12 protein-coding genes are annotated in these 20116 nt (G+C 34.8%); all 12 read right to left on the bottom strand.

The annotated features are described in order from the left end of the window. Positions 1–9: 9 nt before the first annotated feature. On the bottom strand, positions 10–873 hold the full coding sequence (locus FPL27_RS01835; RefSeq protein ID WP_143959464.1) for a thiopeptide-type bacteriocin biosynthesis protein: 864 nt from the start codon (positions 871–873) through the stop codon (positions 10–12). Beyond that, the gene (locus FPL27_RS01830) at positions 863–3052 is read right to left on the bottom strand and encodes a lantibiotic dehydratase (RefSeq protein WP_143959463.1); all 2190 of its coding nucleotides are present in this window, start codon (positions 3050–3052) and stop codon (positions 863–865) included. The genes FPL27_RS01835 and FPL27_RS01830 overlap by 11 nt, the downstream gene beginning before the upstream one ends. After that, positions 3049–3969 (bottom strand): LLM class flavin-dependent oxidoreductase, encoded by a 921-nt coding sequence (locus FPL27_RS01825; RefSeq protein ID WP_143959462.1) that lies wholly within the window; start codon positions 3967–3969, stop codon positions 3049–3051. The genes FPL27_RS01830 and FPL27_RS01825 overlap by 4 nt, the downstream gene beginning before the upstream one ends. Positions 3970–3980: 11 nt before the next feature. Continuing rightward, entirely contained in the window at positions 3981–6287 is a 2307-nt protein-coding gene (locus FPL27_RS01820; protein WP_143959461.1) for a TonB-dependent receptor domain-containing protein, read from the bottom strand. Positions 6288–7092: 805 nt separating this feature from the next. After that, the gene (locus tag FPL27_RS01815; RefSeq protein WP_143959460.1) at positions 7093–7764 is read right to left on the bottom strand and encodes a hypothetical protein; all 672 of its coding nucleotides are present in this window, start codon (positions 7762–7764) and stop codon (positions 7093–7095) included. After that, positions 7745–8605: a DUF4747 family protein gene (locus tag FPL27_RS01810; protein WP_143959459.1), complete on the bottom strand. Its 861-nt coding sequence runs from the start codon at positions 8603–8605 to the stop codon at positions 7745–7747. Before FPL27_RS01810 ends, FPL27_RS01815 begins: the two co-directional genes overlap by 20 nt. Positions 8606–8981: 376 nt before the next feature. Then, positions 8982–10265: a hypothetical protein gene (locus tag FPL27_RS01805; protein ID WP_143959458.1), complete on the bottom strand. Its 1284-nt coding sequence runs from the start codon at positions 10263–10265 to the stop codon at positions 8982–8984. Between the two features lie 162 nt (positions 10266–10427). After that, positions 10428–11747, bottom strand: coding sequence for a hypothetical protein (locus FPL27_RS01800; RefSeq protein ID WP_143959457.1), 1320 nt, complete (start codon positions 11745–11747; stop codon positions 10428–10430). 116 nt (positions 11748–11863) lie between these two features. Continuing rightward, a complete protein-coding gene (locus FPL27_RS01795; RefSeq protein ID WP_185974267.1) occupies positions 11864–12766 on the bottom strand; it encodes a DUF4249 domain-containing protein in 903 nt (300 codons plus the stop codon). A 6-nt stretch (positions 12767–12772) separates the two neighbouring features. Next, a complete protein-coding gene (locus FPL27_RS01790; protein WP_143959455.1) occupies positions 12773–15118 on the bottom strand; it encodes a TonB-dependent receptor in 2346 nt (781 codons plus the stop codon). Between the two features lie 506 nt (positions 15119–15624). Next, the gene (locus FPL27_RS01785; RefSeq protein WP_143959454.1) at positions 15625–16347 is read right to left on the bottom strand and encodes a hypothetical protein; all 723 of its coding nucleotides are present in this window, start codon (positions 16345–16347) and stop codon (positions 15625–15627) included. A 240-nt stretch (positions 16348–16587) separates the two neighbouring features. After that, entirely contained in the window at positions 16588–19854 is a 3267-nt protein-coding gene (locus tag FPL27_RS01780) for a TonB-dependent receptor (RefSeq protein WP_143959453.1), read from the bottom strand. Between the last annotated feature and the right edge of the window lie 262 nt (positions 19855–20116).

Here is a 20116-nt window from a genome sequence, read left to right as displayed (position 1 = left end):
AATAAAATTTTATTTATAATATTTATCTTTAGTTAATAGCTTATATAAAAAATCATAACATACTAATTCATAAAGCCTATATTGTTGTGAAAAAATTTTATTAACAAACATATGAATTAAACTCCATACAATACTTTTGGGAAGTTCCTGCTCACCAAATTTTTCATTTAACTTTAAAATTAAATGTTTCTTATTAGAAAATAAACTCAAAATATTTTCTGAAAGATTAATTTGAATATCGGACCAGCCCCTAAAATAAAGGTCAAAAATTTTATTTAATGACTTTTTTGATTCTTTATCAAAATTAAATTCATCAAAATACCCTTCTTTGGAAAGTTTAACAAATCTATACTTATCTTCTAAATTAAAAAAACAATCTAGATAGTAATTCATTCCAAAAAGACAAAAATTCAATTTATCAATATCATTATTTAAAAACCCCTCATTTAAAACATTACATAAAATTTTAGAATCTAAAATAAAAATATTTTCAACATCCACAATTGTAGGCCAGCCGTAACGATTAATTTCTCGAAGATATGTTTCAATGGAAACACTTCTAATATAAGGTTTACTATAAAATAATAAATTTAAGTTAGACATTACTTCCTCTAAACCCTCTTCATTACATTTAATTCTAATTCTTAAATGATCTAATTTATACTCATCAACATACCTAGTAAAGAAAAAATTATGATCCCCCAGATTATTAAGTAAATCAGATATATTTAATATACATTCATCAAAACTATTTTGATTTAAATAAATATTATAATATAACCATTTATCCCCTGGTAAAAATTTAACACAATTAACATCTACTTCATTTGAATCAAATGAAATATCAAACCTATTTATAATTTCATTTTTCATATTTACAACTTAAAAGAATTTCATTTGAAAATGGAGTAAATGAATCAAAATATTCTTTCACTTCAATATATTTTTTACCTTTAATATGTTTAGATTTACAAAAATTATAAAACGTTCGAATACATCTTTTATCATTAATATCAATGTATAATAATTGATCACTATCACCAATTTTAATGTGATTGGAAATATTAGGATGATTTATTTTAATATTATCTATAAAAAAATCTAAATCATCCTTTTTAAAGGCCTGATCCAAGTTAATAGACCAAATTTTGGGACAAAATATTATATCCTTATACCGTACACGAGGAAAAAATGGAACTTGATTAGCCCAATTTCCAACATAAAAATTAGGAGTGTAAAGAGATTTTCTATGTTGAAAATCACAGAGAAACAGAAAAGCAGGATGCTCATTTAACGAAAAATTATAGGCATTTACTAAAACAGGATGAATATATTTTTTATGTTTATTAGAATAAATAACAAATTCATCGTCCACTACCCCTAAATTTAGATCAGATATTTCAATTATAAATTGATTATTAGCATGCGAATTGATTAGATAAGGAATTTCATAATCATAAACTCTTTTATGATGCAGAATATCACCAATTTTAGAATCTGGAATATGGGATATATCTGCAAAAATTAAATTAGGATTGGAATTTTTTTCAAATAAAGATATTTTATTACATAATTCATATATATCTTTATTAGAATTGGTAAAACGACCTAAATAAGCAGACGCACTTCCAGCCAAACAATTTTTTAGAACATAATATGGATTTTCACGATCATCATTAATATTTTTGACAACAGAAAGCATTGTTGAAAAGGTATATGACGAAGGAGGTATTACTTCTTTTAATCCCTCTATATCTTGATCAGTAATTAATATCTCATCATTCCCAGTATACAAACAATCAAGATATTTATTAAACCAAAATTTATTCTTAACTGATATCTTAATTTCAGAATTTGTGCCATGTGGTTTTGACAGCATTGGAAGTATAACATCCCTTTCAGTGATTTTTTTATTATTTAAAGGATAGTTTAGACCAGATACAGGATCAAAAACCAAATTAAATGGAACCATTTGATCCCCGTACATTCTGGAAAATATAGTTTTGAATTTATTAAACCAGGAGTCAGTGCTTTCCAAGCTAGTAAATCGATTCAAAACATGTATGGCTTCTAAAGCCTTATCCTTAACCAATTTATAATCAATCTCGGAAGGTTTATTTTCATAGGTATTAACAAAAAGAATTCTACTTGGAGAACATTTTATGTTTAAGTCAGAAAGTATACTAGAAATTTTTTTGATTATACTTTCAAAATTCGAATAAGGATCAATATTATCTAACATACGAAATATCGAATACAAATTAGACAAATTTTGAAAACTTTTATTTAGGTTTATTTTTTTTATTTCTTCTTCAACAATTATATGATTGGAATCATCACTAACACCTGACATTTCTATTGCATTAATTATAATTTTCATTTCTATACATTGATCAATAAATTTTTTAATATCAAGTATGGAATAATGAGGAAAGGCACCACATATTTCATTTATCAAATCCTGGTACAGGAATATTTTATATTTATTAGAAAATAAAAAATCAACAATATCATTGGATTCAATTGAAAGGTTCTTGTAAACATTTCGATTGTTTACATCATCATATCTAGTAAATATGTAATTAAAATTTTCCTTAATCAAAGAAGAATTAACTTTAAATCTGCAAAAAATCTTATAGTTTTCTGATAAATAATTTACAATTTTATTCAATAATGAAGCGTTGAAAACAACATTCAGTTTAACCCAATTATTATCAATAGAATTAGAATAACCTTCATTAATAACAGATATTGAAGAAAACAAGCCATAAGGCGTACTCCTGGAGCATGCTCGATTATAATATTTAAAAAAAGAATTATGTAATTTTTTTGTTTTCTTTAAACTATATTCATGAGGATTATTTATTAATTTTTTTATTTCATTATAGAAATCATAAGAAGCTAATAACAGCGCATTTTTAAAAACAGTATCCTCCATCGATTCTTTAATTAAATTATTCATATCTAAAGAGGAGTTCGATAAACATGACAAAGGTTTAATCGATGATCTCAAAATTACAGTTTCAAAAATTGAGTATTTATTATTTTTCATATCTCAACATTAATCAATTCACTAAGACTTTCAATGGTTTGATTCCTTTGCTCTATTGATCTCGATAAGTCATGTATAATGATTTCATTGGTGTTAAATAACTCAAAAAACTGTTGAATTCTGTCCTTACAAAAACTAGGTTCGCCTATAATCTTAACGGAATTAGAGTCATTAATAGAAATATTATTTTTAAAAGCCATTTGTTTTAAAACTTTAGGATCCGAAATTGATGAATATTGAATAGCAATATTGCACTCAAGATTCTTTTTATTAAAACTTTTATCTCTCTCCTCCAAAAAAGATTCCCAAATATTTTGGTATTCGGAAATATTTTTCTTTTCATGAAATAGGGAAAGACTAAAATTTGTGTTTAATTTAATAGAATTAAAAGCACTTGATAATGAGGTACCTAAAGACCACGTAGAGGGTAAGGCACCACCATATGGAGGGATTGGCACCATATTTCCATTAGCATCATAAATATTATGGTTATACAAATAATCATAAATCAATTTTTCATTTTCAACTCTTGAATCATACGACATCCCCTCCTTTCCTAATAAATGGTTTAACATATGAGGATCAACCCCACCTCTAGCCAACCCCAAATCTATCCTTCCTGGAAATAATGATGATAACATTTTAAAAGTAGAAGCAACTCGGAAAGGAGAATGATAATATATTAAAATACCAGCTGCTCCTAATTTAATTTTATCTGTTGTTCCAGCCAAAATAGTTAACAATACTTCGGGATTAGTCCAAGAACAAAAATCATTATAATGTTCTGCCATCCAATATCTAGAAAATCCAAAATCTTCTAAATTTTTTACCAATTTTACCGTGTAGTTAATTAAATCGACAGAGGTATTCTCATCAGGATCAAAATATCCAAAGTCTAATAATCCTATATTTTTCATATATAATATATTTAATTCATTCGTTCTCTTTCCCTGAATTTATTTGGTGTGCTTACAGATTTTGTAGTTGAAGAACCTATTCTATAACGTAAAGTCAGCCGATACATTCGGGCATCGAAATACTCTCGACGAAATACTGTAAATTGGTTATATTCAGAATAGGAACGTGTAATGGATTGGCGCCCTAAGTCAGTAGCAAGCACACTAATATTAAGCTTTTTGTCAAAATACGAGGCATTAAATCCTATATCTAGACTGGCAAAGGATCGATAAAAAGTGTTGTTTTCATAAAATGGAAGGTCCTGCCAGTAATTAATTGATAACGTATATTGCTGCTTAGAATCAAGAAAAAAGCGATTATTGAGCTCATATGTAAAGGCATTACCCTGAATATCCCCAACATAATCAACAGTCGACTGCATGCGGTTGTGGTAAAGATTGGCAAAAAAATCCAATTCCCACCAATCTAGTCTGTCAAACAAATAGGATCCTGAAAAACCATATCGAGCTTCATTAAAATAATTCTCATAGGTAAATCGCCACTCTGGATCATCAAAAAAATCAACCGTACTATATCCATTATTAACCCATTGACTGTATAGAGAAAGGTTTACATTACCTAAAGAGTAATTACCCTGTACCATATCACTAATAAACGGCAATAAAAATGGATTACCGGTTACGTATGAAATAGTATTATTATACCATCGAAAAGGAGTAATGGAGCTAAATCTTGGCCTATTGATTCTCCGAGAGTAATTAACAGAGAAATTGGATTCATCGTTAATTTCATATCGCACATAAAACGTGGGAAAAAAATTACCCAGCCGGCGGTTCACTACCTGGCTTTGCTCCTCCTCAGTATGTAATTCAGCCTGATTATACTCATATCGTAAGCCTCCTTTGAATTGAAGACGATGTATTTTTCGCGTCAAAAAACTGATATAAGTAGCATAATTGTGTTCTTTGTAATTAAATAAATCAGTATTAATACTGTCATTAATATTATAATCAATTCGAGAGTTATTCGTCAAATAAAAATATTGAAGACCATATTCAAGTGTTCCTATAGAGTATGGAAAATATGCATCTAATTGGGTAGAGAAAGCTTGGTTATTCAACCGACTTTTATTTTGAAGGTGGTCCTCCAACCCAGTATCGCTATAATGGGTTATGGCATCAAACCTCTCCCGAGGTTGATAATCATTAAAACTTAAAAAGGAAGTTATTCGTTTTCCTGTACTATCGAGTCGGTATATGTATTGAAAATCGATGGCCCATTTATCCTGATCATTCCTTCTTTCTCCTTGAGTTTCCAGAGTATTAAGATCTTTTCTAAGGTTAGAATAAACGTTACCTTGCATTGCATCTAAATACTGAAATGATGCAGTCATCTCATGCGAAGGTGTAATCTGATAGCCCAAATTTACATAAGCACCCAACCTACGCCCCTTATCTCGACGGTTAGTCTGCTCTGAAACCTCATTTCCTTCAGCAAATAAATCAGCCTCAAGCCGGGTAAGGTTATAAAAAAAATTGGAGCTTACTGTAAACCGATTTTTATGATAATTGAGGGCCACTGCATTGTCAAATCCTAGTAGTGAACGTTGAATGATCCCGCTTCGGATAGAAGCATTCCAATCATTCCTATTTGGATCACTTGATCGGGTAACTATATTGAGAACTCCAGCATTTCCTTCAGCACTGAAATTCGCAGGTGGGCTCGTGATTACTTCAATACTTTTTAAATTAGAAGGGTCAAAACTATTTAGAAATGATAGAAGCTCATTGCTACCCAATTGCTGAATTTTACCGTTTACAGTAACAGTAATTTTTCCTTTTCCAACGATACTAAGCATATCATCACGTATTCGGAGCAACGGAACACGGCGGAGCAACTCTTCAGTACTGAGTGTCGCAGCCAATGGATCTGACTCTATATGGTAAACCAAACGATCAATTCTACTCTCCATCAATTGTTGCCTTCCTTGCACTGTAAAGGTTTCCAGTAGTTGATCAGATTCTTCTAAGAAGACTTGAAAGGTTGTATCCTTTTTAGCAACCAATTGTAATTTAAGGGCCTTAGTATTAAAGGATTGAAAATTTAGCTCATATGTAAATCCGACCTGAGCATCTAGGATAAATGTTCCTGTTGAATCTGTAATAACCCCTGAATCATGTTTTTCATGTTTTAGGTAAACGGCTACTCCTTCAATCGGTTTCTTCGATCCTTCCTCCAATACTGAGCCTCGGATCTTTACTTGCGAAGAAGCAGTTGTAGAAACAAATAATAAGAGAAAAATTAATAAACACTTCATAATATAAAACACAACCAAGTCTCCGGTTTATTTATAATTTAATTTATATACTATTCAATAGTCTCACAAGTATCTCGCGAAACATTTCTACAACTGTTTTTACAGGACCCTGAGGTACAACTTGGGTTATCCGCATCAAAACTTCTCCCCCCCTTTATTTCCTTCATAGCGTCACTATCCAAAATAGCAACAGTCTTAACATTTAATCTTAGCGCTTTAATTTCATTATTATTTTCCATGATATACATATTTAATTTAAAAGATTTATTATATAGAGACTTAGTTGTGTTTCTTATTAAAAATCAATAATACATACCTAAACAGGTATTTAAAATAATAAACAAAATCCAAAACAAACTAATCCAATTGATATGGAAAATATTCTAGACTTTCATGTTATACAACCAATTTATACTTTTGTATTTAAATTGAAAATTTTATTAGACTAACCTTTTGTATTTTTAGACATACCCCCCCTTTTACTCGATGAATAGATAGAAGGCGACTTGGATTAATCCGGAATTAACCAAAGGAAAGAAAGAAATAGAATACCAGGAATTCCACTAAATCTTTCAAATTTCAAAGATATTCAAAATGATATCTTATGACAGGACCCTAATTAAGATCTGATTTAGTCTTTTTTTATGGACAGACAAGAGAAACATACTATATAAAATAAACTTAGTACGGTAAATTACTAGCATGAGACATTGATTAGTGGGTGGAATAAATAAAGAAAAAACTTTGATAGACTTTTATAAATTAAGAAAAAAAGTTTACAGAATTAAGATCTCACCCAAAAATACTACATATTCTTATCTTTACTTTTCTCTTTTGCCCTATTATAAATAAAAAAATTTATCATTTGCCCATATTGATACACATTCAATACTACTTGTGGAATAAGAAACAAAGAATAAAACACTAGCAAACAGCCAAAGAAGAGAAAAACTAAATTAATTAATTCACTGAAAAAAGCATGATAAAAAAAATAAAATCCAGTTAAACAAATTATCAATATCTTTAAACTAACCAAACAACATAAAGTAAACGATTGGACCAATATTACCCATGCAAAAACAGATATTATTTTTTGATAGGTAGATCCTTTTAATTTACCATCCTTTACTTTGTTATTTACCATTGAAGAAACCATATCCTTATCACCAGCCGAAATTATAATTGCATAACCTGCAAACGTCAAACCTAAAATAGAGGGAAAAATACTAATTCCCAAATCAATAACTAGGTTTAGGAGTGGGTAAAAAAGAAACGGCCCAGATAAAATAGTAATAAAACTACATAATCCAATTAATAATACAGAAATAAATATAGATAGTTTAAAAATTTTACTTTTAAAAACCCTTCTAAAACCCCCATACAAATGGAAAAGAATGTTAAATTTATTACTATGAATTTGTTTTAAATCATACTGAATCCCACCTTCTTCCATTTCCTTATCTATCTTTTTCCCCATATCTTTTATCAAGATCTGTTTTTACTTTATGGGAGAATTTAATAGGATCATGATTATAATCTTTAATTAAAATGGTGTTCTTCTCAGGATGCCTTTGAGTATTAATAGTTTTTTTCCTATTATTATTGTCAACAATTCTTGCAATTGTGTATCCATTTTCCTTAGATAAAGCTATAGCCCCTTTTAATAATTTGGCATTGGTATTTATGCTTCCCGAATTATCTGGATTAACTTGCATTTTCATTGACCTCGAGTTGCTAATCTTCATTTGTTCATCAAACCATTCAGCAGCTTCTTCACCTGTATCATCATTAGTATACGATACCTGTATCACTAAGGACTTAACAATTTTTGCTGATATTATCTCTTCGAATTGATCTTCGCTTTGTTGTAAGGTAATAGTTAAATGTTCATTATCTTTTAAAAATTGATTAAAAATTTTTTCTAGGAATTGAACAATATAATTTATACTAAGACTTGATGATTTTTCAACTGCCAGGCGGTGATATTTAGGATAAAAAGTAAAGTTAACTTCCTTTAAATCAAAAGCTGCATTTTCAGGAATATGAATATTTAAATCTTCTGCAGTTTCAATATCCTTACTGCTTTTCCCACCTAAATCAATAAACTTTGAAAAGCGTCCATAAAATACTTGTTCACCTTCAATATTTTTTTGAAAGAATAGTCTTATATACAAAGCATCACTCCCACGTACCTTTAACTTTTTTCGCTCCTCCTTTGCAATTGAAAAAAACGAGGAAAGGACGTCTTTTCCTAATCGGAAATCTGAATTTAGGTTTAAATTTAATAAGTAATACTTAGGCGCGGATATTCTAGACATGCGAAAATTTTATTTATATAACAATAATAGTAACATATAAATAAAAACCGAAATTTTTTAGATTAATGTAATAAATCATTAGACGAACCCAATCTATCAAGTATTCCAAATAGCAATCAATTAAAATAATTTTCAGATCCTTGCGGTCAGATTATAGCCACCTTTTCTTACTTTGAATAAATAAATACGTACAGGACAAACCTCTGATCAATTTACCGGAAAAAATTAAAAATATTTAACTTAAAAAAAGGGACATGCAATTGTCCCAACAACACTCCCAGTGGATATCTCATATAAATCTAAAACTTAAATAATTACAAATAAAAGAATTATTATAATCAAGTGTGGAAAATTCCACACTTGATTATACAACTTTTCAAATCCATGAAGTCATTGTAAACTCAATATCCCCCATTCTGAAAATTGGTCTTCCGCTGTTAGGAAAATAACCCCATCCCATATTTGTTTTATCATGTATGATATCCAAAAGTGTACATTTGTCTTTTGGTGCCATGGAAACCAATAATGAATTGCTACTTAGCCACCAAGGGATGTTAATATCTATCCCCTCCCTATTCATAGACAATACTCCTTCCATATTTCTAATTGTATTAGGTCTATCTACACCCCAGACCACTATTAAATTATTAGACTCTTGTTTAAAATCGAGTAAAACATGAGCTGGTCCATTTACCCATCTCATGCTGTTAGCATCGGACCTTGATACATGAACATTATATATTGGCCTTCTGATAATAGCTTGAACTGTATTTTCACTTAAAGCTTCTCCAGTAATTACATACATTCTCATAACATTGGCATTTGGCCACGATCTAATGTTATGACGAAGTCTAAAGTGAGGAATATTTAGACTTAATCGAGTATCTTGAGATAAGTCGATGCACCTCGGAGGACTAATTACAGGGGGATAATAATCTCCATCATCAGGAGGTGGCAAGGTGATGTAATCATCCCCCTGTGATTCTATTGAATAATCTTTAAAACTCCCCAACACTATTGTGGGGTTGTCAATTGCATATTCATCATTTGTAATCACATAGTTATTTTCTATATAATTTATCCCTACATTTTTTTGCCTGAAATTCAGCAAAGATTTTTTGCTAATTGGCACTTTGAAACCAGGGGTTTCTCCAACCCAATCAGGATCATCCAAATGTTTTTCATCCATTTCTTCGGTCCACCATGAAACGGTTAATTCATTTATATCATTAAAATCAAAATTCTCCGCTAAGTAAGGAGCCGTAATAGAAATATTATTATCAATAACAAAAGCAATTAAATCATTAAAATCATTCTCAGTTATTTCTTTATGATTTACTTCTCTATTTATATAAAATTGTTGTACGATCCTTGAGGGAGAGCCTTTTTCTATAATTTCATTGCCTTCAAAAAGATGTTTTAGGTTAATGTTTATTTCACCAGAATTGCTAGGCAATTCGCCATAATCGAAAAGCTCCTCTACAACCTGCCGTTCCTGTAATACTTCTCCCATAAACAAGGCGAGTTCCTTTAACTTCTCTTCATAATCACCAACTTTAGAATCAGTCAATAAAATTGGATCCATTGGAACCTGTTCTTCGCATGAAGTGAGTCCTGCTATAAACACCACCCCTAATATGTACAATATTTTTTTTCCCATATCATTTTTTTTAAAAGGGCCGCAATATAAATTGCGGCCCACAATCTAAATCATACTAAAGATCAATTGCTAATCCCGTATTTATCACAACCATTTCACTTCTTGAAATATTAGTCATATACCCGAAATTTGAAACCCAAGAAACTCGATCTTTTAATTTATTCATTGATGAATTGTTTTATAATACCATTGAATATGGCTTGCCTCATGAATAGGATAGTTAGTTCCAGGAAAAAATCCACGTCCCAAATCCGTTCTATGAAAATTATGCTCTAAAGCTAAGCACTTATCAATAGCTGTATATGCAGGCAATAACATACCTCTTGTTATTTCCCATTTTACATTTACAGAACCTTCTGGTTTTCCATCAGAACTTACTTTTGCCCCTCCTTCAATTGTTCTAGTTGTATTAGGCCTTTCTACTCCCCATACCATATACCAATTTGCCGATTCATATTGCACATTATGAATAATATATGTAGGCCCCGGCTTCCATACCCCATTGTTAGCCTCAGATCTAGAAACTTTAACGTGACCTAAAGTATGATGTACATTGAACCCAGGCATAGGGACTCCATTATTGTTCTCATATTCTCCAGTTATATTCCATAAGTACATATAATTACCATTAGGCCAACTTCTTAAATTACTTGTCAGCCTAAAGTGCGGCATTTGTAGTGTTAGGTAAGAACTTGGAGTTAAATCTGGGCAACGAACACCTCCAGTAGTTGGAGGAGGCAAATAACCACCTCCATCACCAGGAGGAGGAAGAAGAATAGGCTCATCAAAATCACTTTGTTCTGTTTCAAAATTTCCTAGAACAATTGTTGGATTTTCGATAGCATACTCATCATTAGTTACAACAAAATTATTTTCTATATAATTAATTCCGGTTTGTTTTTGTCTGAAATTTATAAGGTTATCTGCATTTTTCATAGAAACTACAAATCCTGGAGATTCGCCCTTCCATTCTAAATCATCAATATGCTCTAGTTCCATCTCATTAGTCCACCAAGAAATGGTAATATTAGACAAGTCATCTAAATTGAAGTTTTCGGCAAGATATGGAGCCGTTATAGAGATATTATTTTCCCGAATAAATTCTATGAAGCTATCAAACTCTTCACTACCTTCTGTGCGATGATTTTCTCTACCAGTATTATAAAAACTATTTACAATTGCAGAATACCTTTTACCTGATGGATCAGTCACCTCATCATCAAAAAGCTGTCTTAAGTTAACGTTTATTTCTCCAGAATTTTCTTCTAAATCTGCAAAACTAAAAAGTTCCTCTCTAGCCTCTGAGTTTCTAAACACTTCCCCAAAAAACAAGGACAACTCCTTTAGTTTTTCCTCATAAAAAGGATCTTGAACTTCAAGTTGATCTAAGCCTATGTCATCTTGCCCATTATCCTGACAAGAAGCCAACCCCCCAAAGAGTAGGACAACAAGTAATTTAAATATAAGTAATTTCTTTTTCATAATAGATAGTAAATATTAAACATTTATTTCCTATCAATTTGATACTATTACCTTATATTAAAAACTTTTTTAGACTAACTTACAAATTACTTAGACCAAATCATTAAAAAATTAATTCAAGTCTCTCCAAAATGTGTTAAAACATATTTTTTGGAAGCACTAGCCCCGAGTATCCCGTACCCATCCACAATATTATCATACACCTGAACTGGCTGTGAAAATGGGTCTTGACTGTTAAATCGCTGCAAGGCCAAGGTGTGTACGTAATCATAATACTCTTTAGAAATTGACCTCAGGGTTATAGTCACCTCAAGTTCAAGTTCAGGCATCAATACTCCAGAAAAATCTATTTGGGCTTTTCTACCATTGAATAATACGTCATCAATAATCAGATTGGTACTACCAATAAGGTATTCCTTTTGGTACACTGGATTTTTAGCCTCCAACTCTACCAATTCTTCAAAAACCATTGGATCATCCCGCCAACTGACATCCATTTCTCCTCGGTAATAAACACTGATTTCATAAAAATTCTCTTCCAATGGATCTTCAAACTCAAGGATAAAATCTGTAATAGTGGCTCTGGTGGATGGATCAATTATTCGGGTGGTCAAATTAACATTATCAATTTCAACCGGAAATGGAACCCTTACAGTGGCAGAGGCAGTAGGTAACCCTGGCTTTGACACTATAAGCTGGTATTCGCTTCCCGGTTTAATTTCAATATTATCCGATCCGTAACTTATAGGATCATTATTTTCCTCTCCTCTAATTAAACTTAACTCATAAGACCTGACGCCGTCTTCTATTAGCTCTACCTTTGCATCGTCCACTGCTTGGAAATCTGCCACTTCCATTACATGCTTACTTTGGCTTACAAAAACCTCTACAGGTTCTCCCGCCCTCAGATCAGCATTCACCACCAAGCGGGGCTCTTTGTCGGGCAATTCCATTTCAAAAAACCTTTGACATGAAAAAAGACAAAGTAGAATAATCGCAAAAGTTATAATCTTCTTCATAGTCATTTAAAACTTAAACCCATACATAACAGATGGTAATATTGGGAATAGGGAGTATTGTTCCATCATTTTGGTGCCGGCTTGCTGATTAAAGCCAATGTCGACAAAAAACGGGTTCATGCGGTTATAGGCATTATACACTGACACGTTCCAGGTACGTACACCCCACCTCGTATCCTTTACAAAGCTTACCCCCAAATCAAGTCGATGATAATCCCTGACCCTAAAGTTATTTCTGGATTCATAATGCTCCACATGACCTGGAGCTATGCCTACCTCCGGATTATTGGTGCTTTGGTAAATAGTAGAAGGAAAAGAGATGGCATTCCCCGTACCATATACCCAAGTCCCAGATAAATGTATTTTGCTGGAAAGTTTATGCGACACCGTTAAGCTCACATCATGTGTCCTGTCATAACGGAAGGGAAACCAGCGGTTAAAATTGATATTTTCAAACTTACGCTCAGTTTTTGAAAGGGTATATCCAAGCCATCCAGTCGTTTTGCCAAGTTTCTTTTGGACAAACATTTCCAACCCATAACTTCTCCCCCTCCCCACTTCAACCAAGTCTTCCCAGTTTTTATTAATGTGTAGAAAAGATGCTCCATCCTGATACTCAATCAATCCGTTCATATCCTTATAGTACCCTTCCACACTCCACTCAAGCCCATGGGTCAGGCTTTTAAAATAACCAAGACTGCCTTGCCAGGAACGCTGGGGACCAATATTTGAAGTAACAGGAACCCACAGATCAGTGGGAAGGCCCAACCCTGCATTAGTCAATAAATGGACGTATTGGGCCATTGTCACAAAAGAAAATTTAATTGAGCTCTTTTCATCAAGCATGTAGCGGCCTGACAACCTAGGCTGAAGGTAGTTGTAATGCTGATTGTCTACCAAAAATCCAGAATAGTGCAACCCTACATTGAATTTCAGGGTATTGGTAACCGCAATATCGTTTTCTATATAGGCCGCATATTCCTGACTGTCCATTTGGTTGGCACCCAAGTTTTGTAAAGTGTCTGTTTTGGAAATTCCCGCAAAGACTCCAGGAGAAAACTGATGAAATATATTGCTGAGCCCAAACCTGATATAATTATTGGAATTAGGTATATAGTCAAAATCAGCCTTGAGAGCATAATCCCGGATTCCAGACCTGTAATCAGCTAAATAATAATCTTCAAAATCTTCCTCCCCACCAACTCGAGAATGGTCATTTTCATTGAAAAGCCTAAAATTATACTTGGTATAGGAAGCCGTAAAGTTACCAAATAGCTTGTTGGAGAATACATGATTCCATCTTAGGGCCGAAATCAAATTTCCCCAGCTTAATCCGAATTCGCTTTTGTCTGTAAAAGTTTCTCCGTTAATGACATGGGACCTATCGGATTTTGAATACCCAACATCATCTCCTGCATAGAGGCTAAAAAATATGCGGTTTTTATCATTTACAATATGATTGAGCTTAGCATTGACATCATAAAAATAATAGCCTAAATTATCTCCATCAGAATAATTACTAATTAAAGGTTTGGCTAGATAGTCTATATACGTCCTTCTTCCTGAAATGAGAAAGGATGTTCTATCCTTTATGATAGGCCCTTCAAGGGTAAGCCTCGATGCCACCAAGCCAATTCCACCTTCACCATGGAACTCTTTCATGTTGCCCTCCTTCATATTGATATCAATAACAGAAGACAACCGTCCACCATAGCGGGCTGGAAATCCTCCCTTTACTAATTCCACATTGTTTAAGGCATCAGCATTGAATAGGGAGAAGAATCCGAATAAATGAGAGACATTGTAAACCGGTACCCCATCAAGAAGGATCAGATTTTGGTCGGGACTTCCTCCCCGCACATAAAGTCCGCTGGCACCTTCCACCCCCGACTGCACCCCAGGCAATAACTGAAGAACTTTAAGCACATCAACCTCCCCCATAAGTGCAGGCATTGATTTTATCTGTCTAATAGGCACATTGATGTTTCCCATTTGAGCGCTTTCGTGGATGGGTTCACTCCTTGAGCTTTCCACAATTACCTCATCCAGCTCATTTAATGGCTCAAGCTGGATATGCAATACCGTATCTTTGAGAATATTAAACTCCACCTTCTCAGGCTGAAACCCAACATAACTGAAAGATAGTGAAGTAATGGAGGTATCCTTTGAAAAACTATAGTAGCCAAACTGATTGGTGACTGTTCCCCGCCGAGAAATATTATCCTGAACCGTAGCCCCTATCAACACTTCCCCGTTTTCGGAACTTTTAACTGTCCCGCTTATGGTTATATTTTGACTATAACTTATAGAAGCGGAAAGAATGAAACAACTAATCAAAAATAATCTTAACATGTCTTAATCTGCGACCCTACCCGAAAGGAGCCTTTCTTAGTTGAGGTGTCTTTTATTTATACATCAATCTAGCGTAACACTTGGGTTAGACTCAGGTAAATCTACTCTCTATGTTGATTTAGACATTCCTCCAGTGAGGATACAATAAGGGTAAAAATTAAGTTAAAATAAATTAAGTTAGACGAATACGGGATATCGTTAGACTAATGCACTCTTAACCCCGCCTGCCTGATTTCGTAAATTATGACTATTGGATTTTAAACAATAAGGCATAGCCTACAAACGATCTCTCTGATAATTAGCTTGGCAGGAAACCATGGGGATACAACTTGATAAACCCAATTACTCCCACGAATACCCCACCTAATCCTAAAAAAACCACGCATCACTCCCCCAAATATGGGTAAGCAATGCGTGGTTAAAAAAGTTATGATCACTTACTTAGGATCGTATAACGTAGCGCTCGTTTCGAAATTCGTTCCGTACGCCGCGTGAAACTCTTTAAATCATTCCCCTGCAAAAGGAAATACCTGCTTCATCACGCTTTTATTGGATTTTTCGGGTAGCTCCTCGATTCTCTTGCCATCTACGGCTACCAATTCGTAGTTTTCGATGATCTTGTCGGCCTTTATGATTCGGGCTAGGATGATCTGCTGCTCGGTGATCCTTACGACTCTGTAGGGACGCTTTACGTCGGTTAAAGCCAAGTCCAAGAACACATACCCATTTTCCTCATAAGGCTCTTCTAGTTCCATAGGCTGTTTTGTATGGAGCATGGAGTCTGTGCTTGGACCAAACCTGTTGCGGTTGTAACGGGTCAGGGTTCGGGGATGGTAATTCCGGTCTTGGAGCAAAGATTTTACCCTTTCCACTGTGATAGGCTCCTTCACATAAGGTGTGGCCGTATAGGCTACCTGAACAGGGGAATAAAATTGCACACCTTTCTGATAATTGTTGGAAACATAAATAGCATCAGCACCAAGCATGGCTGCTTCTAGCTTAAGTTTACGTAGCGCACGGTTATTCACGTTGTTGATAGCCGCAAAGATTGTCACGCCACGAGCCTTGCTATAAATCTGAGGAAGGGCCTTCATGCCATCCAATTGGGACTCGAAGTTAGCAACTTCAATATCCGGCCATCTTTTATAGGCATTGAGGTTAAGGTTTTGGGAAAGAGCAGGAAAACTCAAAGTCACTAGAGCCATAATGGCAAAAATCATTTTATACATATAGAGGGATTGGTTTCTCAAATTTATAGAAATTCATTAAAACTAATTAAATATTACTCAGAAATAATAAAGATTTAGACCAAAATTAACCAGTCTTCAGCTCCCCATCGGACACCGGTCATCCCACATCGGTCATCGGTCTTCCGTCTTCCGTCTTCCGTCTCCTATCATAAAAAAAGCGCCCACCTTTCGGGGACGCTTTTTCTTATTTTCAATTATCTACTAATATCCAGCTACTTATTAATTAAACAAGTATCTAACACCTACCTGCATTCTCCATACGTTTGCGAATGAAGTTGACTGACGGAAGGATTCAGTTGGGAAGTCAGTAGTAGAAGGATTAGGGTTCATTCTGTAAACCGGCTGTCCTGCATCGTTAACACCTCTGTAGTTCAAGAGGTTGTTTTGCCACTGGAACTGAGGGATACCCCAGTCAGGGTTGAACATGTTACCAATATTAGTAAAGTCCATAGAAAGCTGAAGCTTATGCTGACCGTCTCTAGCTACATGGATATCCTGCAGGATTCTCAAGTCAAATCTGTGCACGAAAGGAGAGATAGCTCCATTTCTTTCAGCCAATTGGCCTCTTCTACCGCTCAAGTAGTCACTTTGGTCAATGTAAGCATCCAAAACTTGTCTCTGCTCATCTACTGTTACTATTCTACCACCCAATTCATACTCTTGGAAGTTTAACTCATTGGCAGAGTTAGGAACGTACATCAATCTGTTGGATCCATCACCGAAGTTGCCCGAGTAAGTGTAGCTATATCTACCTGCATTTCCACCTTCATAGAACACACCCACTGTAGTATTGTTAGTCTGGTAAGATAGGCTAGCAATCAATCTGTGAGGTTGATCAAAACCTGCATATCCGAGTTCAGGAGCATTTCTGTCAACCTGAACCGTGTTTGGCCATAGAGAGATCGCCTGGCTACCACCTGAAGCATCCAAATCTCTTGATCTAGATCTTGTATAAGCAATGCTAGTGAAGAATCCACCGTCAAATTGCTTAGACAACTGTGCTGTCAAGGAATAATAATCAGCTTTCTGAGAAGCGTTAGTCAAATAGAATACGTTTCTGAAATTAGGATCATTTGAATAGTTGGTACCGCTCCAGAAAGGTCTATTGTCAGGACCAGCTAATGTTCCGTCAGGTGTTCTTACAATTGCGTTGTAAGCAATAGGTGTAGTCACATCCTGAGAATAGATGAAGTCAAATGTACCGATGATACCGAAAGGAAGTACCTGGTCCACACCAAGGTTGGTTCTCCATACCTGAGGAAGTCTAAAGTTCCTGTCAGTAAGGTTAAGCTCATTGGAAAGTGTAGTTGCTGGATTTTCAGGAGTATAAGCCGTTACATCTGGGTTGAATACGATGCCAGCGTCAATTACTTCCTGTCCTTCAAGACCGTAACCACCTCTGATCACACCTGAACCATTCACCTGGTTTGACAACCATACGAAAGGAATACGTCCGGAGAAGACACCTGTACCACCTCTAACTTGAGTAGTTCTGTCACCAGTCACGTCCCAATTGAAACCTACTCTTGGAGAAAATAAAGGATTAACCTTTGGGAATTGGGCAACATCTGGAACAAATGTGTTTCCATCAGGACCAACAAACTCCTTATTCAACTCATCCAACAAGGGGTTGCTTGGAATATTGATTGGGTAGAAAGGCATATCGACTCTCAAACCACCTGTAATTTTCAACTGAGGAGTAACTTGGAATTCATCCTGAATGTAAACACCTAGCTGACCAAATCTAGTTTCGTCGGTTGGAGGCGTCGTAGAACCGTCCAAGGCAAAACCTTTTGCAAATGCAGTTGGATAAACGTTAGGGTTTCTGTTGATCACACCTTCTACGAAATCATCGTAAGAACCGTATCTGTAGAAGCCGTTGAATACAGGGTTGAACGCGTTGTCAAAAGTCATGTATTCAAAGTTACCACCGATGGTATAAGTATGTCTTCCTTTGTAGATAGAGAAGTTGTTAGTGATGTTAAGTACATTGTTTTCCAACAAGTTACCTACAGTAAACAACTCGTTACCCATTGACATGTAGTAAAGTGGGTTTCCAGAAGCATCTGGCTGCATTACTTCGATGAAAGGGAAATCCTGTCCACCTGGAACACCTCTCTTAGGGTCGGTGATTGAAGTATAACCAATATTCAACTGGTTAGACATGTTATTGCTGATTCTGGAAGTCAATTCAGCAACCATTGACTGTACTCTTCTGTCGTTGGTATAGTTGGCGTTTCTGAAGTTAATACCTTCTACACCCGTTCTGTTGGTGTTGAAATATCTAGTCTGGATATAACGGATGGAGTTACCATTTGTCGGGATGTCGGTAAAGGCCGTGTAGTTGTTATATCTCAACGTCAACTTGTTGTTGTTGTTGATGTTATAATCCAATCTCAAGTTGAATCTTTCCTGCTCAGAGGCAAAGGGATAAGAATCAGGAGCACCAGTTTCATAACCGTAAACACTTCTCATTTGATCCTGAACAAATAACGCCTGATCAAGTGGTACTCTTGAAATAAACTGTCCATCAGGAGTTTCACCTGGTCTAGCTGCTCTTCTCAAGAATGGAGGAGGAGTGGTTTCTGATTCTTTTTCGTAGTTTACGAAGAAGAATAATTTGTCCTTAATGATAGGTCCGCCCAATCTAAAACCCATGATTTCGTTTCTAGCATCGCTAGGGTTTACAAAGTTGTCACCGATTCTATTACCGATCATTTGATCGTTTCTCAAGAAGTAGTAAGCAGAACCTGTAAATTGATTTGTTCCTGATCTTGTTACAGCGTTTACACCGGCACCGGTGAATCCACCCTGACGAACGTCATAAGGAGCAAGGTTAACCTGAACTTCCTCGATAGCGTCCAAAGATACTGGGTTGCCACCGGCAAACTGACCAGAACCAAGACCGAAGTTGTTGTTGTAGATGTTACCGTCAATGGTAAAGTTGTTGAATCTAGAGCTGGTACCAGCGAAAGAGTTACCGTTTGACTGTGGAGTCAATCTGGTAAAGTCGTTGATACTTCTAGAAATAGTAGGTAGAGAGTTGATCGTCTCGTTAGAAAGGTTTAAAGAAGCACCTGTTCTATCAGAGTTCATCACTTTATCCTTAGAAGCACTTACCTCAATTACGTCAAGATCCATACCGTCGCTCATTCTAGCGTTGATAGTATAGTTTTGACCAAGGGCAAGTTGGATGCCTTCAAAGATTCTGTCCTCAAAGCCAATGTAAGTGATAGCTACACGGTAAGGACCGCCCACTCTTACGTTAGCCAATACAAATCTACCTTCCACGTTGGTCACAGCACCGTAGCGGGTTCCGGATGGCTCGTGAATGGCGACTACGTTCGCGCCAGGAAGCGACTCTCCTGTCTCATCGGTCACTATACCCTGCATACTTGCAGTAGTAACCCCTTGTGCAAACAATGCTCCTGAAGCGGAGATAAACATTGCAAGCGCAATCACACATTTAAGTAAGGAATTCCTCATAATATTTTGTTTTTGCGGAAAATGGATTTTAGTTAGGTTATATAATTTTCTTTTCCGGCAGCAAAGATAGATTTGATTTGCTAAGTGATTGACATGCCAATGTTTACAAAATATTAACAATTAAGGTTTTTTAACAGGTTTACTTAACATTAACTTAACATTGAAATCCCTAAAAATCTCTTATTTAACTATTCCAATGTTTAGTGATTTTATTCGTGGATTTACTTCCATTTATTATAAAATCCCAGTGTATTTAGCCAGG

Source organism: Litoribacter populi (genome assembly GCF_007483685.1).
Classification (GTDB): domain Bacteria; phylum Bacteroidota; class Bacteroidia; order Cytophagales; family Cyclobacteriaceae; genus Litoribacter; species Litoribacter populi.
The sequence above is the reverse complement of the archived record's forward strand: the minus strand, read 5'-3'. Positions and strand labels throughout refer to the sequence as shown.